This window comes from Rhizobium sp. TRM95796 (genome assembly GCF_025779995.1).
Lineage (GTDB): Bacteria > Pseudomonadota > Alphaproteobacteria > Rhizobiales > Rhizobiaceae > Rhizobium_E.
Genome location: NZ_JAOXHE010000004.1, coordinates 195,483 through 218,012, shown reverse-complemented (window position 1 = coordinate 218,012; position 22,530 = coordinate 195,483). Strand labels below are relative to the sequence as shown.

The window sequence follows — 22,530 nt, the reverse complement described above, 5'->3', positions numbered from 1 at the left end:
GCCTCTCCTCCCGACACCGACGATCACTCCTCGTCGTCGTACTGGTCCCTGTGATCGCCGGCCTCACGATCGCTGTCGGCGGCCTCTTCATGGCCGATGGCGCCGACTTTCGGTCCGCGGAATCCCTTGGCGAGAATGAACATCTCCACCGATTCCGCCCGCGAAGCCTGCGGCTTGACATGCACGACCTGGCGGAAATTCCGCTTGAGCATGTCGAGCAGTTCCTTCTCGGCGCCGCCCTGGAAGGTCTTGGCGAGAAAATGGCCGCCCTCGCGCAGCACCTGGACGGCGAAATGCGCCGCCACTTCGCACAGATGCATGGTGCGCAGATGGTCGGTGCGCTGGTGGCCGGTGGTGGGGGCGGCCATATCGGAAATCACCAGATCGGGAATGCCGCCCAGCGCATCCATCAGCGCCTGGGGCGCGGCGTCGTCGAGAAAGTCCATCTGCAGGAAATGCACGCCGGGAATGGCGTCCATTTCGAGAAAATCGATGGCGACGACGCGGATATTGTCATTGGTGGAATCGGTGACGCGGGCGGCGATCTGCGACCAGCCGCCGGGGGCGGCGCCGAGATCGATGATGCGCCGGGCGCCCGAGAGAATGTGATGTTTCTCGTCGATCTCCAGCAATTTGTAGACCGCGCGCGAACGATAGCCCTCCAGACGGGAGCGCTGCACATAGGGATCGTTGATATGGCGCTGAAGCCAGCGGCGCGACGATTCCTTCAGCTTCTTCTTCTTCACATGCTGGGTCAGCTTGCGGCCGGTTCCCTTGCCGCCGGTGGGTTTGCTCGTCATGGGTCAGATCCTGTGAAAAGGCGGGCGCGGCCTGGCTTTGCGCCAGGCGCCGTCATCGGCCATCATTTCGGTGAGCAGGCCTTCGCGCAAGCCCCTGTCGGCGACGCGCATGCGCTCGACCGGAAACCGCCTGCGAATGGCCTCGAGAATGGCGCAACCGGCCAGCACCAGATCGGCGCGATCCGGCCCGATGCAGGGATTGGCGGCGCGGGCGGCGAAATCAAGCCCGACCAGCCGATCCTGCATGGCGGTCACGTCGGCGGCGTCCATCCAGAGACCGTCGACCTGGCGGCGATCGTAACGCGGCAGATTGAGATAAACGCCCGCCAGCGTCGTGACCGTGCCCGAGGTGCCGATCATGTGAAAACCGCTGTTGGCGAAATCGAGCTCGGAGGCGGCCGGCGCCGAAAAACGCGACAGCATTTCCTCGACCTCGGCCACCATGGCGGCGAAGATATCCGGCGTGACATGCCGGCCGCCATGCCGCTCCGACAGCGTCACCACGCCCACCGGCAGCGAAGTCCAGTGGGTGATGTGGTTGGCGAGCCGCGGCGAGCGCTGGCCGTTGATCTGCAGGATGGCGATTTCCGACGAGCCGCCGCCGATATCGAACAGCACGGCGGAGCGCGCGTCGCGGCCGATCAGCGAAGCGCAGCCGGACACGGCGAGCCGCGCCTCGGTCTCGCGATTGATGACGTCGAGTTCGAGGCCCGTCTCCCGCGTCACCCGCTCGAGAAAAGCCTCGCCATTGGAGGCGGCGCGGCAGGCCTCGGTGGCGATCAGCCGCATGCGGCGCACCTTCCGGGCGGCGAGCTTGGAGGCGCAGACCTTGAGCGCCTCCGTGGCGCGGTCCATCGCGTCTTCCGACAGCCGTCCCGTGGAGCCGAGGCCTTCGCCCAGCCTTACGATGCGCGAAAAGGCGTCGACGACCCGGAACTGGCCCGGCCGGGTGGGTTGCGCGATCAGCAGCCGGCAATTGTTGGTGCCGAGATCGAGCGCGGCGTAGAGCGTGTCCGGCGGCGGAAATTCCGGCGCGGCGGGCTTGGGCCGCGGCAGATCGGCCCGCGAGGCGCCGTCCGACCGTTCGGCGGGCTTGCCGTGGGCGCGCGGAGATTGCTCCTGAGGCAGCGGCCGCGGTTGCAGCCTGCGACGGTTTCGACCGCTCTTCTTGCCGGAGGCGGGCTTGTCCGGTCCCGATTTGGGCGGGGCGGATTGGGCCTCGACCTGCGGACGCGGCTGGTCGGCCGCGGAGGCGGGTCCGCGCGACCGCTTGCGGCGCTTTTTCTTGCGATCCGGGCCTTGGCCCGGCGCAACGGATTGGGACGTCTCGCCGCCGGACTTGCGCGTCTCGGCAGCTTGAGGCGGACGATTGGCGGACGACTGCGCACGCTTGCGCCGACGTTTCGCACGCCGGGAAGAGTTCTCCCCCGGCTTCTGTCCCGCCCCGGACGCCCCGGCGTCAGACGGCTTTACGCCGGATTCGGGGTCACTCACGGTAATGTTCCACGGCGCGCTGCGCGCCGTTCGGCTGCGGCAGGCGCAAGTCTCTGTTCAGTGTTGGCAAGGAATGTACCAGTTCGCCGCCAAAACGACAATTTGTTTTTGCGTCTGCGCAAATGAGGGCTCTCGTCGAAGCCGCCTCGACGAATTTCTTTCACACAAACCCAATTTTCCGCTTGAACCTCCCCGTCAATATGCTAGAAGCCCGCTCACCGACGGCCAAGCGCTTCTAACGCGCATGACGATCGAGCGGCGTGAAAACGCTTGCTGGGGAATAGGTTAACGGTAGACCCACGGACTCTGACTCCGTTAGTCCTGGTTCGAATCCAGGTTCCCCAGCCAATTGATTTCGTTACATTTTCCGCCGTACAAATCTGGAACCATTTCGGGCATTTGAGCGCTCATTTGGAAGACTGTGTTCTCGCTTCGAGCTTGCGGATGGCATTCTCGGCCAGCCTCGGATCCAGGTTAAGGTAGTGTGCATCGAGGATCGAGCGGACGTCTCGCAGACTGTGACCTGTGCTCAAGACTTTTCTCCCCGACGACGTGATTCTGCAGATGGGACGTGCGATCCAGAAACATCAGCCCGATGCCGTCGGATAAGTGCTGGCGAACGCTGGGCGTCGACATTCGTTCATGGTCATCTCGCGTCAATCATGAACGCCGGCGCCGCGTCCAACTCACTCTTGACGGCGATGCAAGCGAAATAGCGAAATGAAGAAATGAAGAAATGAAGAAATGAAGAAATGTTTCGGCGACAAATGCAGAATCATTTCTCGCCTCCGTAAAATATATTTATATTTTGATAAAATAAACCTTATTAAATCACACAATTCGAAAAATGCTGCGGATGAAGCCAACATTATTTTCGGGAAGAACTTCAAACATCGCGAAATTCATCGAATAGCACGCAAAGAAATCTAGAATTTCCTATAGAGATATAGCGATACTTGCAGGATTCTCGAGCGATGCGGTTCTCTACAAATTCATGCGGGGCGAGGCGGCAGTGCCCCTGGACTGCGTTCCAGGTCTGGCAGGCGCCCTAGGATGTGATGGGGCGCAGCTGTTCGTCCTGGCGCTACAATCTAATCTGGCACCCGATACGGTCCAACTGATCGAAGAGACTTTTGAATGGCGCCGATCTCGACGGGATTATCGGAACGTGGGTCAGGGCAATCAGAGAAATCTATAATGGCAAAGTGCCGCCGCTAACCGTCGAAATGCGGCGCAGACTGGAACTCGTCCTCCGAACCCATAATGAAGGAGGTTGATTGCCAAAGTGAGTTGCCACGAACTGTAGAGGACCTTGACGCTCAATTGCGGTCCACGTGTTCTACGGCAGCTTTCGTTTACCCTCGCTTCACTTCCCATCTGACACAACATGAGCAGGAAATTGACTGACGTTCAGATATCCATGGCATCACAATCGGATGTTGACACGTGGCGGATGCTGAAAAAGACGCTCCGCACCAGCTTGGCCGACTGAGGAATAGAGGTCGGGGATGACGAGGCTTCACTTATCACGCGTTTCATGCTCGAGAAGATCGAGGGAAGTGGCTTTCGGGTGGTTCCACTTAGACCGACATCTGAGATGCACCTCGCGACCAAGCAGGCGCTCGACGTAGGTAAGCGAATGACGGTGTCGCGGGTCGGACTTCGCGCAAAACAAAGGTGGCGCTACGAGGCGGCTATCAATGCGGCTCCGAATTGGCGGCGCGGCTATGAGCTAGATCGAACGAATAAACCCCTTGAATAGAGATCTATGCCCGCTGGTCGGTCAAAAGCTCGAGGAGCGCGTGGTTGATATAGGTTCTTGCGCCCCGCCTTCACCTCTGTGAGTATCCCGACACCGACGAGCGGCTTGAGATAGAACAGCCCAGATATTCACTTCGTGTTGCTTTGACGACCAAAGCGGTTAAAACAGCACCACTTGCCGGATAGCTTCACCCGAAGCGAGACGCTCGAAACCTTCGTTGATATCGTCCAGCGAGATCGTATGCGTCATTAGTTTCTCGATGGGCAAGCGACCGGACTGCATCATTGCGGCGAAACGCGGAATGTCGCGGACGGGCACGCAGGAGCCGACATAGGATCCTTTGAGGGTCTGCTCTCCCACGGTGAGCGACACAGCCGGAATATTGAGTTCGGCCTTGGGGTTCGGAAGGCCCCCGGTGACCGTCGTGCCGCCGCGGCGGGTGATGTCATAGGCGAATTTGAGCGCCGGCGCGGCGCCGGCGAGTTCGACGGCGAGGTCGACGCCGCCGCCCGTCAGGTCTTTGATTTCCGCGACGGCATTATCCGAGGTCGGATCGACGACATGGGTGGCGCCGAGCGTTTTTGCGAAGGTTCTCTTGCTCTCGGCCGTGTCGACCGCGATGACGGTTTCGGCGCCGGCGGCGATCGCCCCGAGAAGGCCGGCGAGCCCGACGCCGCCGAGCCCGATCACGGCGCAGCTCTGGCCCATCTTCAGTTCGCCGGAATTGAGCACGGCTCCAACGCCCGTCAGCACCGCGCATCCCAGGAGAGCCGCGCGATCCAGCGGAATGGATTTGTCGATCTTGACGCAGGAGTTCTCGGACACGACTGCATGCGTCGAGAACGCGGACACGCCAATATGGTGATTGATCGGCTCGCCCTTGTATCGCAGGCGGCGGGCGCCGCCAATCAACGTTCCCTTGGCGGCCGCCGCGGCCCCCGGCTCGCAAAGCGCGGGGCGGCCCGAGGCGCAAGGCACACAATGGCCGCAGGACGGCACGAAAACGAGAACCACATGGTCCCCCGGCGCAAAACGCGCCACGCCGGGACCAACGGCCTCGATGACGCCGGAGGCCTCATGGCCGAGCGCAACCGGCATGTCTCTCGGCCGATCGCCGTTGATCACCGAGAGATCGGAATGGCAGAGGCCCGCCGCCGCCATCTTCACCCTCACCTCGCCTGCCCCGGGTTCATCGAGATCCACCTCGACGATGTCGAGCGGTTTGGAATCCTGATAAGGACGGGCGGCGCCCATAGATCTCAACAGAGCAATCCTGGCTTTCATCTCGAATTTCCTCATATGAACATGTGCGTCAGGCATGGCCGAAGGACAGCGCTGCGATGACCGCGAGGCTGAAGCCGATGGCGATGGCGATGAGAACGGCGCGGCGACGGGCGAGCTCGGCTTCGATGCGGGGCTGCGTCAGCCTGGGGCGCGGCGTGTAGGCATGGATCTCGAATGTTGGCGGAGACGCCATCTCCATCTTGTAGGACAGGAACCAGACGAGGCCGAGCCCCGCCGCCCAGAGCATCAGGGACCAGGCCCAGAGCGACGGCATGCCGAGGGTCCACTTGCCCTCGATGTCAGTGAAAGCAAAATTGCCGAAGATCAGACCGGGGCCGAGGGCGAGGAATACCCAGGCGAGCGTGACCGACCAGGCGGTGGAGCGCAACGCCCGCAGACGCGCACTGCCGCCGAACTCGCGCTCTAGAAACCGTCGCGCCTCTTCGCCCGCCTCGCCGAGGCTCCGGCGTTGCGTGACGGCGGAGACGAGCATGGCAACAATGAGATTGGCCGCCATTCCCCAGACCGCCGAATGAATGGTCCAGGGATTGCGGCCCCATGGCAGATCCAGCCCGAAGAAGGAGAGCATGACAATGCCCGCAGGCTCCGTCAGCAGCACGCCCGCCAGGCCGAAGCCTAGGCCGGTCACCACCCCCGCTCGCGTCAGCCAGCGGAGCCAGGTCATGCCGAGCAGGGGCGTCCAGAGCTGGAACGACAGCGGCAGGGCAAGTGAAGCGAGAACAGACAGCGCAACCGGCGCCAAAGTCTGGAGCAGGACGCTGGCGAGGACCAGGAGGCCGATCACCACCCGCGTGAGCGTAACGCCATTCCGGGGCGAGAGGCTGCCGTGGAAAAGCGGCTGGTAGATATTGCGGACCAATGTCTCTCCCGCCGCAACGAGGGCCAGCCCGGACATCAACTGCACGCCCGCCAACAGGCCGATGAACAGCCAGGCTGAAAACCACGGAGACAATCCGGACATCAGGCCCGCAAGATCATGCGCCGGATTGATAAGCGCCTGGGCGCCGATCACCGCCATGCAAAACGCCGCCAGCGCGCCAAAGGCGCCGGCCATCAGCCATGTCTGCCCGGCGGCGAACCCGCTTGGGCGGGAGGTGGACAAAACGGCTTTCATGATCATCGGGCTGACCTGGAGGCCCATCAGCGCCATCGCGAAAGATAGGCTCGCAAGCGCCGTCGCCTCTTGTCCCGCCGCCGCCTGTTTGCCGATGCCGGCGGTAAACTGCACTACGCCAGAGACGATGAACCGGTTTGCCGTGGCGGGATCCGCCGCCAGTTTCGCGAGAGCGTTGTTGAGCGCGACGAAACCGCCCGCGTCGATCAGCGAAAAGACGGTCAGAGCCACCAGCACGGCGGCGGCGAGAACCGCTTGGATAGCGCCGAGATAGCCGACTGCGCGCAGGCCGCCGATCACGACGCCGCCGATCAGCAACAGACCGAAGAGGACCGACGCCATATCCTGCGAGACGATGCCGCCGCCGAGAAGGACAAGAATGCGGGAGAGAGCGTGCATCTGTAGGCCGGCAAAAGCGACCGCAAAGAGAACAGCGACGACAGCCGTGAAGGCGGTCAGGAACTCGGACTGCCAATAGACGCGGAACAAGTCCGCGAGCGACGAAGCGCCGAGACGCCGCCCCAGCACCCAAAGACGTTTGAAGAAAACGACGCCGGGCAGCGCGAGCGCAATCCCCGCCTGCAGCAGCGCGGCGAGGCCGAAGCCATGGCGACCGATTTCGTCAGTCCCCGCAAGCGCGATCCAGCCCGACAGACTGGCGCCCCCGATCAACAAAGCCGATATCCATGGCGAAAATCCCGCGCTTGCCGAGAAAAAGGCGTTGTCGTCGGTATTGAAGCGCGCGCCGAGCCGAGCCCAGTAGAGCGTCGCCACGGCATAGAAGAGCCCCAGAAGCGGAAGCCAGATCACGGGCGTTCCTCCCGCGTGCCGGTCGATTTGATGTGAAATTGTGAGAATGCGCTGCGCAGGCCATGCCGGGTGAACAAATAGGCCAGGAAAGCGACTGTAAGTACGCCGAAAAGCGTAAGGCCGGAATAATAATCAGCCATCGTCAGGCCGCCGCTGGCGGCGGATACGATGAAAACAAGCCCCAGAACTCCATATGCGCCGATGCCGAGCGCGGTTTCGCCCGAACTGAACCCTGCGCCGAACAGGGCATTCACCACGATATGGGCGACAAAGGCGAGAACGATCAGCAGCACGCCGACCGATGACAGCAACCAGAGATCATTCTTCATGCCCTCGAGAAACACGCCGAGTCCGAGGAAGCCGAGCACGCCCCAGATCGCGAAGACCAGGATTGTGCGTTCGATGGGGGGGGTGTTTGTGATCATCCTGCGTCTTCCTGCTTATCCTCAGGCCAAGGGAGCCTGCCGGGCGGGCCCGGCAGGCGGCGCCGGGTCAGTTCGGACGGCTCTTGTCCTTCGAAGCACTGGCCGATGGATCGGTGTAGACAATCTTGGACAGGTCGCTCAGCGTGTGCGGTCGGTGAACGGTCTCAGAGGTCAAGCCGATCTCGCCCAGCAATGTGTCGACGAAAGGAGCCTGAGTGCGATAACGAAGCGCCGAACTCACCACTTGCTCCGCTAGATTGCCGTCGCGCGGACCGCTGCCATCGGCGCTTGCCGACAGCGACCCGGGGCCGGTGTGGGACAGCCCCGGCAGACCCTCGACATGCATGATCTTGATGCCCTCGATCTTCTCCATCGGCTTGACGCTTTCGCGAATGATGGCCGGCAGGTTTTCGACCAGCGCCTTGTGCAAAGCCGAGCGGCGGCTGGCGTCCGAGCGCATGTTCTCGGCGGTGTTCAGCTTTTCCTTGCCTTCCGCCTCGACCTTCATGCGTTGCTCGAGCGCGGCCACAGCGATGCGATCGGCGTCGGCGCGGTCCTGAGCTGCGACCTTCTCTGCTTCTGCGAGGATGCGGATGCGCGCGGCTTCCGCTTCGGCCTCTCTTTGGGCCTCGATGAGCTCCACGGCTTTCTGTCGGTTGGCGATCTCGGTGTCACGGATTGTGTGAACGCGCTCCTGGGCCTCGACCATGGCGGCGCGCGCCTCCTCGGCCTGGGCCTGCGCTTCGGAGCGCTCCTTGGATTTGCGCGACAAAGCGATTTCGCGAGTCTGCTCCTCGAGCTCGACGGTTTCGCGACGACGGATTTCCAGCATCTCGACTTCGCGCTCCATTTCGATGCGGCTGCGTTCGACCGCTTCCCGCTCCTTGAGCTTGACCGCTTCGATCTCCCGTTCGCGCAGAGCATTTTCTGCGGCGATTTCGGACTTCTTGGCGGCGCGCTCGATGGCCACCTGCGCCTCGTGCGAAAGGCGGGCGTATTCGCTGTCGCGCTCGATTTCCAAGCTCCGTTTTTCCGCCTCGAGGTTCTTGGCGCGAATGGCGACGGCCGTGTCCTTCTCGATGTCGTTGCGCTTCTTCTTGCGGCTTTCGATCTGTTCCGTAAGCAGAGTCAAACCTTCGGCGTCGAAGGTGTTGGACGGATCGAACAGCTTGATGTCGGTCTGGTCGAGCGAGGTGAGCGAAACCGATTCCAGTTCGAGACCGTCGAGCGCCAGGCTTTCTGCGACTTCCTGCTTGACCTCTTTCACGAAGGCCTGACGGTTTTCGTGAATGTGCTCCAGCGTCATCTTGGCGGCTGCGCCGCCCATGGCGTCGACAAAACGGCCCTGAATCAGGTCCTTCAACTGTTCGGCGTTCATCGTCCGGTTGCCGAGACTGCGGGCCGCCGTGGCGACTGCATCCGTGTTTGGCGAAACTCGCACGTAGAATTCCACGGTGAGCTCGACGCGCATGCGGTCCTTGGTGATGAGCGACTTCTCCCTGGCGCGCGTGACTTCCAACCGCAGCGTATTCATATTCACTTCGGTGAGATCATGCAGGATCGGCAACACCAGCGCCCCGCCGCCCATGACGACTTTCTCACCACCGAAGCCGGTGCGAACGAAACTCACATCCTTGGTGGAGCGGCGATAGAGCCAGTGCAGAAGATAGGCGGCGACCGCGATGACTATGGCCGCCAGGATAATGATGGCGATAACGTCTGCACCCTTCATGGACGTGTTCCTTTTGAATGAGCAGGGGTTTCAGGCAAGGGACGGAAATCAGGCATGCGTGTTTCTCCCCGTGGAGAGGAGAGCGGTCGCCAGGACGGCGACGCCGAAAGCCATGCGGTTGAGAATGTCGGCGACGTTATAGGCAACCGAGAGGCTGCCGTCGTCGGCCATGCCGGCGAAGGCGGTGAGGAAATTGCCGAGCGGATAGATGGCCCAGCCGATCGTCACGATCAGCCTCAGCCAGAAGTAACCGCGGCGCAGATAATCACCGGTGGAGGTGCGGACCACATCGTCCATCTGGCCGAAATAGAATTCGCCGAGCAGATAAAGCCAGAACACCAGACCGATCAGGAAAGCGAGTGTCGGATGCATGAACTGCGCTTCGCCCAAGTAGCGGACGAAGATCATCAACGCCGAGACGATCACCAGTCGCCAGAACAATCCCGCCGACAGCCTGCCTGCCGCGCCGACAAGGAAGAACAGCGCTATCACCTGCAGCGGCATGGACACCGCCCAGCCGACATAGTGGTAGACCACGGGCACGTTTTGTCCCGCAAGCCAAGCTTCTCGCGCCTCATAGACCGATCCGATGCCGATCAGCGCAGCAATCGCGCAAAGCGCAACGGAAAGACGCCATTTCTGGTCGACCCAGGCCGTGCCCATCAGCAGGAGCACTGTGGTCGCCGCCAGTCCGAACAGGGCGATGGAGAAGCTTGCCGCGGTCAGATCGGGTGTCTGATAGACCACCATGATTATCGTCTCCTTCGAAGGAAAAAGTCATGTCGCATTGGATGTCCCTAGATCTGCGTTCGGATATGCGGCGACCGGGCATAGAGGGCCACCATCGGCAGAATGAGCAGTCCAAAGATGAATTGCTGCCATTTGAAGTCGAGGCCGATGCCGACCAGAAAGCTCGAAAGCACCTGAAGAACCAGCACGCCGATGACCGTGAAGCCATAGCCGCCGGCGCCGCCGAGCAGCGAGGTTCCGCCGACCACCACGGCGGCGAGCGTCAGAAACAGATACTGATCCCCGACCCCGATGAAGCCGCCGCCCGACCAGCCGAGCAGAAGGCCGCCGGTGAGCGCTGCGAAGAAGCCGGACAGGGCGTAAACGATCACCCAGTAGCGCATTTCCGAAATCATCACGCGGCTGGCGGATGTCCGGTTGACGCCGAGCGCGTAGAGATAGCGGCCATAGACCGTGGTCCTCAGTCCGATGATCAGGATCAATGTCACGACCGCCCAGATCAGGATGACCGGGGGAAAAGGAAGGCCGAAGGTGGAGCCGTTCATGGCCGAGATATTGGAAAGCCAGGCCGGAACCGTGCCGAACACATTGCCGGAGTAAGCGGAGCCGATGGAGGTGACGATCTGCACGCCGCCGGAGATGGCGAAGCCGGTTCCCAGCGTCACGATCAGCGCCTGGCCCTGCAGTCGATAACTGAGCAGACCATTGATCACGCCGAAGGCGGCTCCGATCGCCAGCACGATCAGCGTCGCCAGCCATGGCGGCACGCCGAGGCCGATCAGATAGAGGAGCCCGACATTCGCGCCGCCGATGATGAACGGGATCGACAGATCGAGACCGCCGAGCAAGGCGACCAGTGTCTGCCCGATCGAGGCGATGCCGAGAAACGACGCGAATAGCAGCATCGACTTGATGTTGTTGCCGGAGGAGAAGCCTTCGATATTCATCGAGCCGACCGAGAACAGGCCCGCCAGCACCATGATGCCGATGAACGCGGACCGGTTCTGCTGGAACTGCCGGCCCAGCGTGCGCGTCAGAACGAGGATGGCCAGAAGGATCAGCAGCGAGAGGACATTCCAGATGTTGAAGAATCCCTCGATGGAGACGGACAACAACAGGAAGGCGGCGAGGACCAGGACGAGGCCGATCAGCGGCCAGCGATACTGCATCCAGACGCTCTGGAACTGACCGGGCCCGTCAGAAGCGACGGCCTCGTCGCTGGCAAACTGGCCGATGATGAAGCGCCAGGCGAGGACGAACAGCGCCAAGGTCGCAATTGCCGAGAGGATGACGATCTGCACCGCCATCCCCTGGGCAAAGCCGAAGCCGGCGCCAAGGCCTGCAAGAAGCAGGGCGACCACCAGACCGAGAATCCGAGCCGGAAGACTGATTTGCGGCAGCTTCTCCATCAGTTGACGGCCTCCGTTTTGGTGGACATGGCGCTCTCATGCATGACCCACGCGCCGCCGAGGACGAGAGCGGCGACAACCACCGCCACCGCCGGCCCGAGGCTGGTCCGGGAGGATTGACCAATCGCCAGCCGCAAGAAGACCGCGATCGACACGAGGAGGATCACAAAGAGAATGATCGGCGCCGCTTCCTGCCGGAGCGCGATAGTTTCAGGCGACAGCACGGCAATCTCGAGCGGACCGACCATGGCGGCCTGGAGCTCCATAGGGCCGGGCATAGAGGCCGGCGCCGCGCCGAGGCTGGCGTAATCGAAGGTCGCATGCAGGATGACGCCCAGCACCACCACGGACAGCGCCACGAAATAGAGGAGCGGCGAGAAATTCCGAATGTGGCGCTGGATGACCGGGATCAGCAAGGTCAGGAGCAGCGAGATCACCAGGATCGCGCCATAGGCCAGATTGGTGACGAAGCTCTGAACCGCGCCGAAATTGAACGTCGAGAGCACATAGGTGATCATGTAGAGATTTAGCGCGCCGAGCGCAGAGCCGAAGACGCCGCCTCGTCCGCCGGCGAGAGACGCGCCGCCCAGAACCAGCGCCGTGACGGCGATCAGCGTATAGGTGGTGCCTTGAGAGGGGTCCCCGGACGAGATGAGCGCCGTAAAGCAGATGGAGGCCAGACCGGCGAAACAGCCGGAAATCAGATGGGCGCCGATACGCACCACGGTGATCGGCACGCCGGACGTATAGGCTGCGCGCTCGTCCGATCCCATCAGCCGCAAATGCGTGTAGAAGGCGGTTGCGGTGAAGAGCAGCCAGGCGACCGTGGCGACGATCAGGATGATCAGCACCGGCGAAAAGATCGAGGTGCCGTAGCCCCATTCCGCCATGAAGGGCGGCGCCATGCCGCCCGGTCGCGGCAGGATGACGAGGTTGATGCCCGAAAGAGCGAGATAACCGGACAGCGACACGATGATCGGCTGCACGCGGACATAGATCACGATCAGCGCGAAAATAAGCTGGTAAACTGCCCCAACGGCCATGCAATAGAGGAACACGGCGATGGGATTTTCAAGCAGCCCCGCGCCATGCAGCTGGACCAGCGTCACATTTATGAAGCCGATCAGCGGTCCAACCGACAGGTCGACGGTGCCGCGGCCCGAGATCGTCGAGGCCATCAGCGTGTAAGTCGCGAGGATCAACGGCGTGACCACAATGACGGCGGCGCCGATGCCGGAGGCTGTCATCAGGCTGGGCGTCCTGATGACCGCTATCGAGAGCAACGCGAAGAACAGCGTGATCGGCATCAGCAGGAAGGGGTTGGAGCGACCGCCCTGCAAATCCGCTTTGGCTGCCGGTTTGGCGGAGGACTGGCTGATGGAGTGAGTCATGGGCGGCCTCGTTCGGTGGGCGCGCCATGTTCATCGAATTCCACGATGCGAATCGGCTTGATGGCAGGTTTAGTTTGGGTGTGCGGCGCCGCGGTCATCGCTGACCGCTCAACTCCTACGGTGAGAGGCTTTGAGCGTGACGGAGCAGGAACATGGATGCGCGGCCCGTCGCTGACGACCCGATCGCCCGGCTGCGTGGTTTCAGGCGCCCGTCCCGGCCGCAGTCCATAGCTGCGCGAGGCCAAGCCTTCGCCGCCTGTCTGACCGAACATCGCTTCGAGCACCTTCTTCGGCTCGAGACCGCGACCGTCGAAGGCGTCGAAGGGAGCGCCATCGCGAAAAACGATGACACGCGTGGCGAAGCCTAGGAATTCCTCGATCTCGGAGGACAGATAGACGACCGCCCTGCCCTCTTCCGCGTAATTGCGCAGGTGACGGTAAAGCTCGGTCTTCGCCCCCACATCGATGCCGCGGGCCGGGTCGTTGAGAATGATGACATCCGGCCGCATGGCGAAGCCACGGCCGATCAGCACCTTTTGCTGGTTGCCCCCAGAGAGGGACGTGATGCGATCTTCTTTCGCGCCAAATTTGATCAGCAGGTTTTCTGCTTCGCGCTTGAAGATCGTGGTCAACGTGCCGCGATCGATGAAGCCGAGAACGCCGCCGCGCTTCTTTTCGCGATAGAGCGGCATGACCATGTTTTCGAAGATCGAGAGCGAGGCGAATATGCCCTCGCGTTTGCGGTCTCCCGACACATAAGCGACCTTGCCGGCCACCGCCTCGGCGAGATTGCGCACCGGAGCCCAGCCGCCGTCTCGCCCCGCCACCTGAACCAGGCCTTGGAAGGCTGTCGCCACTCCGGCCAGAACACGGACGAACGCATCCTGGCCCTGACCATCAAGACCGGCGATGCCCACGACTTCTCCACGAAGGAGATCGAAATCGAAGGCGCGCGCATTCGGCCAGAGCGCGATCTGCCGCGCCTTCATCGCCCGCTCCGTCGTCTTCGGCAGCGGCGCTTCGGCATGGATGTGGTTGCCGGAGCGATCTTCCCCCGTCATCAGACGCAGCAAGTTCTTCTCGGTAATGTCAGCCTTTTCTAACACGCCGACATCGCGTCCATCGCGAAACACGGTTGCGCGATCCGAAATCCGGACCAGCTCGGCGATCCGATGCGTCACGATCAGAATGGTCGCGCCGCGGTCCCTCAGGGCGCGCATGCGGGCAAACAGACGCTCAGTGGAGTCAAAATCGAGAGCGGCCGAGCTTTCGTCGAGAATGAGAATCTTGGGCTCGGACAACAAGGCGCGGGCAATGGTGATCCATTGCTTGAGACCGAGCGGCAGGGTCCCGACGAGCGCGTGCGGGTCGACCGGCTCTCCCGAGAGTTCCTCCATCAATTCCGCAGCGCGGGCCACCTTGCGGTCCTGCGACAGTGTTTTGGTGAAGAGCCGGTCCGCGCCCATGAAGATGTTGTCGACGACGGAGCTTTCATCGGCAACCAGCACTTCTTGATAGACCGTCGAAATGCCGAGAGATCGGCTTTCAGCGGGCGTGGACGGGGTTTCGCCGAGAATGGAGACCGTGCCGCTGTCCACGGGCAGGATCCCCGAGACGACTTTGGCCATCGTGCTCTTGCCGCATCCATTGCCGCCGACGATCGCGTGGATCTCTCCGGCCCGCGCGGAAAATGAAGCGCCATCGAGCGCGCGCGTCGGCCCGAAATACTTCTTCACGCCGCGCACCAGGATGGTTTCCCGGCCGAGAGTTTGTCCGATGTCTGGAGCAATGGACGTCATGGGTCTTCCCATCCGGCCGGGACCCGACCGATGAAGCAAGAGGACAAATAAATGGAGCGGTATGGGCGGCCGCGCCTTTAGAAGGCGCGGCCGTTCTTCAAGCCATTACGGCTTGAAGGCGCGGGGATCGGCAGGACGCAGGAAGAAGTCATCCAGATAGGACGGGTCATAGCCCCAACGCTTGGCGCCGACTTTCAGCCATTCGGCGCTGTCGAGGTTGCAATTCTCGTCCATCACCTTGGTGAGGTCTTCGTGGGTCAGTTTCACCGGATCGACGAGGATCGACTGAACCTTGGGACCCTGGCCCTGCAGGGTGCGCATCATGATATGCCACATCAGCTCGATATCGTCTGCCGGCGGCCAGAGCTGGAACGACGCGTTGATGTAGTTGGGGTTCTTGCGCCAGTAGCAGAGCGCGCCGAGTTCGCCGCCGATGGCCACCGGGATCTCGCCGCGACCAGCCTGCTGCACTGCGCGCAAGACGCCCATTTCAGCCGCCGACTGGACGACGATGCCGTCGAGCTTTCCGGGATTGGTGGCGAGCCATTTCTGCACTTCGCCCTGGGCGACCTGGTCGGTCCACATGCCGGCGACGGAGCCGACCACCTTGATATCGGGAGAAGACGCAAGACCGGCGAGCACGCCGCGGTTCTGGCTGTCGGAGCCGGATGTTCCGGGGATGCCTTCGACGACGAGGACATTGCCCTTTCCGCCGAGCTGATCGGCCATGGCTTTGCCGATTTCATAGCCGCCGACCTGATAGTTGACGGATGAGTTGATCGCATATTCGGAGGTGAGGTAGCCAGTCATCGAGAAAACCGGGACGCCCTTGTCCGCCGCATACTTGACCGAGGCATTCAGCGCGGTCGGATTGGAGCAGCACAGAATGATGGCGTCAGCCCCTTGATCCACCAACTGCCGGATCTGCTGGATCTGGGTGGAGTCGTTGAGGTTGGATTGCGTGATCACCACTTCCGAAAGGAGTCCGAGTTTCTGCCACTCCGGAACGATAACCTTCTGCAGTTCATCCATGGCGGCGGCGCGCCAGGTGTTGCCGGCATAGGAGGAGGCGTAGCCGATCTTCCACGGCGGACCCTTTTTCGGCTTGAAGTCGCGCCACTTGCTGGGCCCGATCGGCTGCATGGGGTCCAGCATGTCCTTGTTATAGAGGCGCTTGGCGACATCGGGGTTAAGCTCGTCGACGCCCTCGGCCAGCGACATCGTCGCGGAGGCGGCGACCATCACCGCCGCGCAGACCAATTTTTTCAGCATTCCAACTCTCCTCCTAGTTGAAGACGGACGATCCGTCCTGCGATCAGTCGTAAAAATCCTGAGGCGATTTTCGGAAACCGGGCCAGGTCACGGGGTCATGACCGGTCACCACCATGGCATTGGCGTCATGGGCGATGCGGCGCAGCTTGGCGACCGAATCCACCGCCTGGGTCGATGACGTCACCAATCCCGGCAAAGCCCTGTTTTCCCAGTGATCGACCGTGTAGGCCGCATCGATCGTGAGCAGTATCGGGCCGCTTTCCGGCAGCGTGATCAGGAATGACTGGTGACCGGGAGAATGGCCGGGTGTGTAGATCATCCGGATGACGCCATCGCCGAACAGGTCGAAATGGTCGGTGTATTCTCCGCCCAGGAATTTCCAGTTGAGCCCGGGCCGGTCGAAGTCGGCGCGGATATAGGCCCCGGCGGAGAACCAGTGCGGCTTGAACGCATAATCATATTCGCTGCGCTGCACGATGTGCTGCGCTTTTGGAAAGCGTCCGATCGCGCCGGTATGGTCGAGATGCAGATGCGACTGCACGACGTAACGCACGTCCTTGGGGCTCACATCCACCATCTTGAGCTGGTCGACGCAATTGTCGGCGATGGACATGACGGGATCGTAAGCGTCGACAACGGCGCCCCAATGCCCGCGCTTGTCTATGGCGGTCTCCACCGCATTGCCGCCGTCAATGACCACATTGCCTTGCGGATGCTTGATCAGAAACCAGGGAACAGGGATCTCGAAGTCATTCTCGCCCTGGTTCATCTTGATGTATTTGGTCTTTGTTCTCAGCGTTCCCGTCTGGAACATATGCAATTCGATCCCCGAAGATTTGCGCCGCGCGCGCGACGCTTCCTTCGGGGCCGGGGAGAATTGTGGGCGCGGCGCCAAGGATGAGTTGCCGGCGGCGCGCGATGGCGCCAAAGCCTCCGTCTCGATGCGCTGCCCCTTTTCGTCGAATTCGATGATCTTCATGGTTCTCTTCCCGCCTTCGGAATCGGTTTCAGGTGCGGGCTTCAATAAGACGAAGCGCTTCTTTCAAATAGACTGCGAACAGCGGATAGTTTTCTGACATCGGGAAGTGGCCGATATCCTCCATTTCGATGTAGATGCCGCCCGGGATTTGACGGGCGGTGTTTTCGGTGGCTTCGGGCGGCGTGAGATAGTCATAGGTGCCGGTCATCATGATCACCGGGCAGCGACGGGTGTCGATATTGCCGAGTTTGCCGCGAAGATCATGGTCGATTGAATAGAAGAACAAGTCGCCTTTGAAGGCTTCCGAGCCTTGCGTGTAGTAGTGCCAGGTCAACCAACGATCCATGTCCGGGCTCTGCGGCGCCATGAGATCCCAAACCCCGCTCGCGCAGACCTGCGCAGCATTGGCGTGCGGATGGCGCCACCAGTCGAGGTAAAAGCCGGGGGCATGTTCGGCCGCTTCGACAGGGATCACGGCGCGGAATTTGTCGGGATGATTAAGGGCAAGCTGCAGGGCGACATTGCCGCCGAAGCTGGAGCCCATGAAGATCGGACGATCAAGCTCCAGCGCGTCGCAGAGCGCGATGATGAAATTCATATAGTGCCGCGCCGTCAGCACATACTCTTCCTTCCACCACTCCTTGTTCAGCGGCGGATCGGATTTGCCGTGCCGGGCGAGGTCGTAGGCGATGACGTCATACTGCGACGTGATCGACTCGTCTTCCAGCAGCCCCCGCCATTGATGATTGTGACAACCCGCAGTGTGCTGACACACCAGCGGCACGCCACTGCCGTTCCTCAGATAGAAGACTTTATACTCGAATCCGTCGACCTCGATGGTGACGTAGCGACCGATAACCGGAGAATGCTTGGCCATTCCGATGAATCCTGTAGGTGGGGGAACGTCTTCAGACCGGCACGCCGACCTTGCGAAGCAACTCGAACTGGACTGTGAAATTCCGCAGGTTCTGCATCATCACGAGAATGTTGCCTTCGATCTTGAGATCGCGGCGAAAACTGGCGGACCAGATGCCGTGATACATCGGCTCCGGCACCGGCTTTGCGAATTCCCGCCATGTGGCGGCGCTGGCGCGGAGGGCGAAATCATAGGCGTCGAGCGGCTGAGGGTCGGTGTTGATGCTATGGACGCGGCCGTCGCGGACGTCGACGATCACCTTGGCCGCGCCCATGTCCCACAGGTAGCGGCAGGTGAAATAGCGCGCCATGGCGCCGATCGTCGGGTCCCGATCCGAGGCGTCTCCAAAACGGACTGCCCAGTCTCGCACACTCATGACCATGCCTGAAACCTCCACTTATACCCCACGCGGCCAGAACAACTACCGCATACAGCATCTCGATGTTAGTTCAATTAGCTGAACAGTTTTCACTGGACTGGACGCTAGTCGGCAGGCTATACGAATGTCAAGAAGAAAATGATGCTCATCGAAATCACGGATCGCTTCATGGCTTCACTAACCACCAAGCCGCCGCAGTCGCCGGCGCTGGAGCGCGGCGCGCGTATTTTGGACATCGTTGCGCGATCGAAATCCTTTCTCAGTCTTTCCGACCTGTCTCGTGAGTTGAAGATCGCCCGCTCCAGCGTGCACTCGCTGTGCCAGACGCTGGTCAATCTGGAGCTCCTGATTCGGCGCAGCGACCAAACCTTCCAATTGGGCCCGCATGTCATGCGTTGGTCGAACGCCTTCATGCTCCAATCCGACGTCGCAACGGAGTTTGCAGCAATATGGGATCAGGAGACTGGTTTGTCGGGAGCCACCATCACCCTCACCGTCCAGGACGGCGCAGAAGTGGTCTATATCGCCGCGCGCAACAATGAGCGCGCCCGCTCCTCTCTCGAATTCAGGGTAGGCATGCGCTTGCCGGCCGCCTTCACCGCCACCGGCAAAGCCTTCCTGAGCCATATGACCGATTATGAAATCCGTCGCCTGTTTGCTCATGGCCTACCGGAACCGCGAACGGCCCGCAGCGTTCGCAGCGTCGAGGACCTGCTCGCCGAACTGCGCGACATCAGGCGTGAAGGCTATAGTTGCGACGAGGAGCAGGTCGCCGAAGGCATGGTCTGCTATGGGGCAGCCGTGCTTGACGGCGGCAACCGGCCGATCGCGGGCGTCGCCGTCAGCCTGTCGATTGATGCGAACGCCATGAGCAATCGCCGCGCCGTCATCGACAATGTCTTGCGCATGGCCGCAAAGCTCTCGCATCGCATGGGGGCGGATTTGTCGATCGCCGACGAGACGAGGGAGGACCACGCCGCCTCCCAGATGCAAAAATGAGATTCTGGGGCAAGTCGAGGGCGGCCCGAGGGCTTATCACATCCCGCTGATAGTGCCATCATCTCCAAGGGTTTGGGTAAGTCCGCATGAGGAGGGACAACGCAGACCCAACCTTGGGAGGGGATCCATGCTTTGTTTCAGACAAGACGTGAGCGGCAGCGCTCATCGAGCAACAAAATCACAACTCTGGCGGCGCAGGATCGTCAAGACGGACGCCGGCGACATCGACCTTCTGGACATCGGCAAACCTGATGGCCACGCCGTGGTCCTGATCACGCATGGACTTGGCAGCCTGGAATCGTTCGAGGAAGTCGCTGAAGGCTTGGAAGCGCGTTTTCCCAGACGCCGAATCGTCGCCTATTCCCGGCCCGGTCGCGGCATGAGCTCCCTCAATCCAAATGTAGAGACGTCTTCGCTCCTGACGTTTGAGGCGCTTCAGGCGCTGCCCTCTATCCTTGGCGCCCTTGGGATCATCACGGTCGACCTCGTGGCGCATAGCGACGGCGCGGCCGTGGCCATGCTGTTCGCCTGCGCCAACCCGCTGAAAGTGGGAAGGATTGTTGCAATTTCGCCGCAGGTTCACGCTGATCGACTCTCGATAGATCAGCTTGGCGAACTGGTTACAAACAACGATCATCTAGACGACGTCCAGCGGTTGGGAGCCGATCATGGCGATGTCGGCGTTGCCTCGCGCTGCTGGGTCGTCACGCATGCATCTCTGGCAGCAAATCCGGACCATGTTCTTGGAGGACTAGCGCGCATCAATGCGCCGATGCTCCTGGTGCAGGGATTGCGAGATGAAGCCGCCCAGCATCAGATGTCGGCACTGTCGACCCGCGTGCGCGGCCCGATGAAGTGGGTTATCCTGCGCAACGACGGTCACTTCCCGCAGCATGACAGCACCGACATCGTTCTCGACCTGATCTGCGGGCATTTGCAGGATGTCGACGCCAAGGGTGCCAGCGGGCGAAGGCAGACCGGCACGGTGAGCTGATGCGAGTCAGGGTGCAGTCAAACCTGAATGCTCAGGCAGCCTTTTCAATCGGCGGCTTCAGCGCCCAGCCGCAGCGACAGTCGCCTGGCGAGATCGCGGGCGTCGGCGCAGCCCCGCTCAGTCGCGGTAGAGCCGAGTTCCTCCGAATCCCTACTGATGAGCACGGCGGCGACAGTTCGGTTGAGCGAGTTCACCACCGCTGCGCCGAAATTGGTCACGCCTCGCTGACATTGACCGATCTCTATGGCGACGCCAGTCGCGCGAACAGCCTTAACTTCATCCAGCAACTCCTCGACATCGCCGACCGAGCGCTCGGTCAAAGACTGCGGAAACGACTTGAACGCCCTGACGATGTCGTGGTCGCTCCAGCGCGCGATGATCGCCTTGCCGGCGGCGCAGAAGGCGGCGGGGAGCCGCATCCCCGGCCGGACCATGAAGCGCTCAAGGGGGCTTCTCTGTCGCAACGCGATGAACACGACGTCCATCTCGTCGAGAATGCAGAGCGACACCACAGCGTCCTGGAAACTATCCGACTGGTCCCAAAGCGCCGCAAACTCCGCCGCAACATCCGTTTGCCGCTCGAACGCGTTCGACCATTTCAGCAGATGAGGACCGAGAACGAAGGTCTGGTCAGGACGACGGATGAGAAGACCGAGATGTGTGAGCGTCGTGCAGAGACCATGGACGGTGCTCTTCGGCAACGCCGTTTCCCGCGCCAGATCGGAAATTGTCGGGTAACGTTTGGAGGAAGCCACGAGATCGAGAATGATCGAAGCGCGCTCTACGGCGGGAACAAGCTTCAGTCGCGTGGACTCGTCTTCCTCCAACTGGCTTCTCCCGCTTCTTTGGCTCCGGTCGCTATCGTATCGCTTCACCCCTGCGACAAGTCAATTCACGACTTGATTGCGCCGGCGGGTTCTGCTCTTTTTCAAACCGTCGACTTCTGTATAGTGCGCTCATGACCTCTGCCGTGCGTGTCATGTTGGGAAGTTTTGGTCGAGTGGCGCTTGTCGAACTCGGTCACTGTCTTGTGCGTCATGCACATCCTCACTGCCACATGCTGTTCAAGGTCGGCGGGGCCAATTCACACTTCATTGTCGACGACGCGCCTGCACCGCTCACCGACGAGTCGGTGGTTCTGGTCGACGCCTGGCGGCCGCATGAATTCGTGTTCCGGCCCGGCCAGCCTCCAACGCAGATTCTGGCGCTCTACATCGAATCCGACTGGCTCGCGGCCTTGAATATAGGCTGCGCGGACTTCAATCCGCTCGACTTCTTCAAGGCGAGCTCGGGCCATGTGTCGCGGGAGACTTACCATCTCCTTATGGCCGCGGTGGATTGCCTGAATGGCGGCGCCCCGTCTCGCAATGAGATGGAGGTCCTGCTCGCCCAACTCGTTCTCTCGACCATCCGCAGGTCCCATAGCGCCAGCGATTCCGCAAGCAGGTTTGGGCGGCCTCAACTGTTCGACTGGCGGATCCGCAAGGCGGTCAAGCTCTTCCAGCAGAACAACGGCGATTTCGATAAGATCGACGCGATCGTCTCTGAAATCGGCATGAGCCGAGCAAACTTCTTCCGCCAGTTCAAGGCCTGCACGGGAATGTCGCCCGGCCTGTTCCAGAACGTCGTGCGTCTCGAACAGGCCATTCGCCTGACGGTGGTCTCGCAGGATTCGTTGAGCGCGACCGCAAGTAGCCTCGGCTTTTCAGATCCCGCTCACTTTAGCCGCTTCTTCCGCAACCACACCGCCGTCTCTCCTCGCATATATAGACAAGGAGCCTCTGAATGGCTGTCACGGTGACGACGTGATGCGTTGTTTTGACTTGTACCCCGTGAACCTAGCCAGCCAGGCTAGATAATGGCGACGCCCATCGGCTTGGAAATGTTTCTCGAGTTCGTGGAATAAGTTTAGAACCTATACCTAGCTGCATGTCCAATTTTGAATTGCAAGCGCTGCACTTCATTTGGAAAATCTTTCGTAACCCTTTGATTTTACTTGATGGTCAAATGGGCGATTTGGGAAAATAGTGTTTAATAATCAATTCCGCGGCACGGACTCTGACTCCGTTAGTCCTGGTTCGAATCCAGGTTCCCCAGCCAATTCTCGCTAAAAGCCCTTATTTCCTTGATTTTTCAGCCGCGCTGGATCCCGTTTTGACGCCACTGGCAACCTGACGCCCTGAACTGGCGCCCCAGGCGA

Annotated in this window: 18 protein-coding genes, 1 tRNA gene and 1 pseudogene; 4 read left to right on the top strand and 16 right to left on the bottom strand. The window is 61.2% G+C overall.

The features are described 5' to 3' along the window. Positions 1 to 23 precede the first annotated feature (23 nt). Both OCK01_RS09750 and OCK01_RS09745 read right to left on the bottom strand, forming a co-directional pair. Complete coding sequence (locus tag OCK01_RS09750; RefSeq protein WP_263823768.1) at positions 24 to 800, bottom strand: RlmE family RNA methyltransferase; 777 nt, start codon at positions 798 to 800, stop codon at positions 24 to 26. A 3-nt stretch (positions 801 to 803) separates the two neighbouring features. After that, positions 804 to 2,294: a Ppx/GppA phosphatase family protein gene (locus OCK01_RS09745; protein WP_263823767.1), complete on the bottom strand. Its 1,491-nt coding sequence runs from the start codon at positions 2,292 to 2,294 to the stop codon at positions 804 to 806. A 274-nt stretch (positions 2,295 to 2,568) separates the two neighbouring features. On the opposite strand from OCK01_RS09745, the gene OCK01_RS09740 reads away from it, so the two are divergent. Then, positions 2,569 to 2,642: transfer RNA gene (locus OCK01_RS09740), tRNA-Gln, on the top strand. Between the two features lie 59 nt (positions 2,643 to 2,701). On the opposite strand, the pseudogene OCK01_RS09735 reads toward OCK01_RS09740, so the two are convergent. From OCK01_RS09735 to OCK01_RS09675, 13 genes and pseudogenes are all read right to left on the bottom strand, one after another. After that, positions 2,702 to 2,821, bottom strand: a pseudogene (locus tag OCK01_RS09735) (integrase); the annotation flags it as partial. Positions 2,822 to 4,215: 1,394 nt separating this feature from the next. Continuing rightward, a complete protein-coding gene (locus tag OCK01_RS09730) occupies positions 4,216 to 5,340 on the bottom strand; it encodes a zinc-dependent alcohol dehydrogenase family protein (protein WP_263823766.1) in 1,125 nt (374 codons plus the stop codon). Positions 5,341 to 5,368: 28 nt separating this feature from the next. After that, positions 5,369 to 7,285 (bottom strand): hypothetical protein, encoded by a 1,917-nt coding sequence (locus OCK01_RS09725; RefSeq protein WP_263823765.1) that lies wholly within the window; start codon positions 7,283 to 7,285, stop codon positions 5,369 to 5,371. Next, a complete protein-coding gene (locus OCK01_RS09720) occupies positions 7,282 to 7,710 on the bottom strand; it encodes a hypothetical protein (protein ID WP_263823764.1) in 429 nt (142 codons plus the stop codon). Before OCK01_RS09720 ends, OCK01_RS09725 begins: the two co-directional genes overlap by 4 nt. 67 nt (positions 7,711 to 7,777) lie before the next feature. Next, the gene (locus OCK01_RS09715; protein ID WP_263823763.1) at positions 7,778 to 9,442 is read right to left on the bottom strand and encodes a flotillin family protein; all 1,665 of its coding nucleotides are present in this window, start codon (positions 9,440 to 9,442) and stop codon (positions 7,778 to 7,780) included. Positions 9,443 to 9,490: 48 nt separating this feature from the next. After that, positions 9,491 to 10,192: a bacteriorhodopsin-like gene (locus OCK01_RS09710; protein ID WP_263823762.1), complete on the bottom strand. Its 702-nt coding sequence runs from the start codon at positions 10,190 to 10,192 to the stop codon at positions 9,491 to 9,493. A 47-nt stretch (positions 10,193 to 10,239) separates the two neighbouring features. Next, positions 10,240 to 11,601, bottom strand: a complete 1,362-nt coding sequence (locus OCK01_RS09705) for an ABC transporter permease (RefSeq protein ID WP_263823761.1) — start codon at positions 11,599 to 11,601, stop codon at positions 10,240 to 10,242. Next, positions 11,601 to 12,992: an ABC transporter permease gene (locus OCK01_RS09700; RefSeq protein WP_263823760.1), complete on the bottom strand. Its 1,392-nt coding sequence runs from the start codon at positions 12,990 to 12,992 to the stop codon at positions 11,601 to 11,603. Before OCK01_RS09700 ends, OCK01_RS09705 begins: the two co-directional genes overlap by 1 nt. Beyond that, entirely contained in the window at positions 12,989 to 14,791 is a 1,803-nt protein-coding gene (locus OCK01_RS09695) for a sugar ABC transporter ATP-binding protein (protein ID WP_263823759.1), read from the bottom strand. Before OCK01_RS09695 ends, OCK01_RS09700 begins: the two co-directional genes overlap by 4 nt. A 105-nt stretch (positions 14,792 to 14,896) precedes the next feature. After that, positions 14,897 to 16,063 carry an ABC transporter substrate-binding protein gene (locus tag OCK01_RS09690; RefSeq protein ID WP_263823758.1) on the bottom strand — a complete coding sequence of 389 codons (1,167 nt, stop codon included), beginning with the start codon at positions 16,061 to 16,063 and terminating at the stop codon, positions 14,897 to 14,899. Between the two features lie 43 nt (positions 16,064 to 16,106). Beyond that, the gene (gene attM, locus OCK01_RS09685) at positions 16,107 to 16,877 is read right to left on the bottom strand and encodes a quorum-quenching N-acyl homoserine lactonase AttM (RefSeq protein ID WP_263824018.1); all 771 of its coding nucleotides are present in this window, start codon (positions 16,875 to 16,877) and stop codon (positions 16,107 to 16,109) included. 193 nt (positions 16,878 to 17,070) lie between these two features. Then, entirely contained in the window at positions 17,071 to 17,919 is an 849-nt protein-coding gene (locus tag OCK01_RS09680; protein WP_263823757.1) for an alpha/beta fold hydrolase, read from the bottom strand. A 31-nt stretch (positions 17,920 to 17,950) separates the two neighbouring features. Beyond that, positions 17,951 to 18,340, bottom strand: coding sequence for an SCP2 sterol-binding domain-containing protein (locus OCK01_RS09675; protein ID WP_263823756.1), 390 nt, complete (start codon positions 18,338 to 18,340; stop codon positions 17,951 to 17,953). 138 nt (positions 18,341 to 18,478) lie between these two features. On the opposite strand from OCK01_RS09675, the gene OCK01_RS09670 reads away from it, so the two are divergent. Further along, entirely contained in the window at positions 18,479 to 19,336 is an 858-nt protein-coding gene (locus OCK01_RS09670) for an IclR family transcriptional regulator (RefSeq protein ID WP_263823755.1), read from the top strand. A 127-nt stretch (positions 19,337 to 19,463) separates the two neighbouring features. Continuing rightward, positions 19,464 to 20,330: an alpha/beta fold hydrolase gene (locus OCK01_RS09665; RefSeq protein WP_263823754.1), complete on the top strand. Its 867-nt coding sequence runs from the start codon at positions 19,464 to 19,466 to the stop codon at positions 20,328 to 20,330. Positions 20,331 to 20,374: 44 nt separating this feature from the next. Here OCK01_RS09665 and OCK01_RS09660 read toward each other — a convergent pair whose 3' ends face one another. Further along, entirely contained in the window at positions 20,375 to 21,157 is a 783-nt protein-coding gene (locus OCK01_RS09660) for an IclR family transcriptional regulator (RefSeq protein WP_263823753.1), read from the bottom strand. Between the two features lie 173 nt (positions 21,158 to 21,330). Here OCK01_RS09660 and OCK01_RS09655 point away from each other — a divergent pair, with 173 nt between their 5' ends. Further along, a complete protein-coding gene (locus OCK01_RS09655; RefSeq protein ID WP_263823752.1) occupies positions 21,331 to 22,131 on the top strand; it encodes a helix-turn-helix transcriptional regulator in 801 nt (266 codons plus the stop codon). Positions 22,132 to 22,530: the final 399 nt, after the last annotated feature.

What these genes read in the sequence shown, in the direction of transcription:
- OCK01_RS09665 (WP_263823754.1), top strand. Translation starts at nt 19,464, where the DNA reads ATGCTTTGTTTCAGACAAGACGTGAGCGGCAGCGCTCATCGAGCAACA.
- OCK01_RS09720 (WP_263823764.1), bottom strand. Translation starts at nt 7,710, where the DNA reads ATGATCACAAACACCCCCCCCATCGAACGCACAATCCTGGTCTTCGCG.
- OCK01_RS09705 (WP_263823761.1), bottom strand. Translation starts at nt 11,601, where the DNA reads ATGGAGAAGCTGCCGCAAATCAGTCTTCCGGCTCGGATTCTCGGTCTG.
- OCK01_RS09700 (WP_263823760.1), bottom strand. Translation starts at nt 12,992, where the DNA reads ATGACTCACTCCATCAGCCAGTCCTCCGCCAAACCGGCAGCCAAAGCG.
- OCK01_RS09710 (WP_263823762.1), bottom strand. Translation starts at nt 10,192, where the DNA reads ATGGTGGTCTATCAGACACCCGATCTGACCGCGGCAAGCTTCTCCATC.
- OCK01_RS09750 (WP_263823768.1), bottom strand. Translation starts at nt 800, where the DNA reads ATGACGAGCAAACCCACCGGCGGCAAGGGAACCGGCCGCAAGCTGACC.
- OCK01_RS09675 (WP_263823756.1), bottom strand. Translation starts at nt 18,340, where the DNA reads ATGGTCATGAGTGTGCGAGACTGGGCAGTCCGTTTTGGAGACGCCTCG.
- OCK01_RS09690 (WP_263823758.1), bottom strand. Translation starts at nt 16,063, where the DNA reads ATGCTGAAAAAATTGGTCTGCGCGGCGGTGATGGTCGCCGCCTCCGCG.
- OCK01_RS09730 (WP_263823766.1), bottom strand. Translation starts at nt 5,340, where the DNA reads ATGAAAGCCAGGATTGCTCTGTTGAGATCTATGGGCGCCGCCCGTCCT.
- OCK01_RS09695 (WP_263823759.1), bottom strand. Translation starts at nt 14,791, where the DNA reads ATGACGTCCATTGCTCCAGACATCGGACAAACTCTCGGCCGGGAAACC.
- OCK01_RS09715 (WP_263823763.1), bottom strand. Translation starts at nt 9,442, where the DNA reads ATGAAGGGTGCAGACGTTATCGCCATCATTATCCTGGCGGCCATAGTC.
- attM (WP_263824018.1), bottom strand. Translation starts at nt 16,877, where the DNA reads ATGTTCCAGACGGGAACGCTGAGAACAAAGACCAAATACATCAAGATG.
- OCK01_RS09680 (WP_263823757.1), bottom strand. Translation starts at nt 17,919, where the DNA reads ATGGCCAAGCATTCTCCGGTTATCGGTCGCTACGTCACCATCGAGGTC.
- OCK01_RS09670 (WP_263823755.1), top strand. Translation starts at nt 18,479, where the DNA reads ATGCTCATCGAAATCACGGATCGCTTCATGGCTTCACTAACCACCAAG.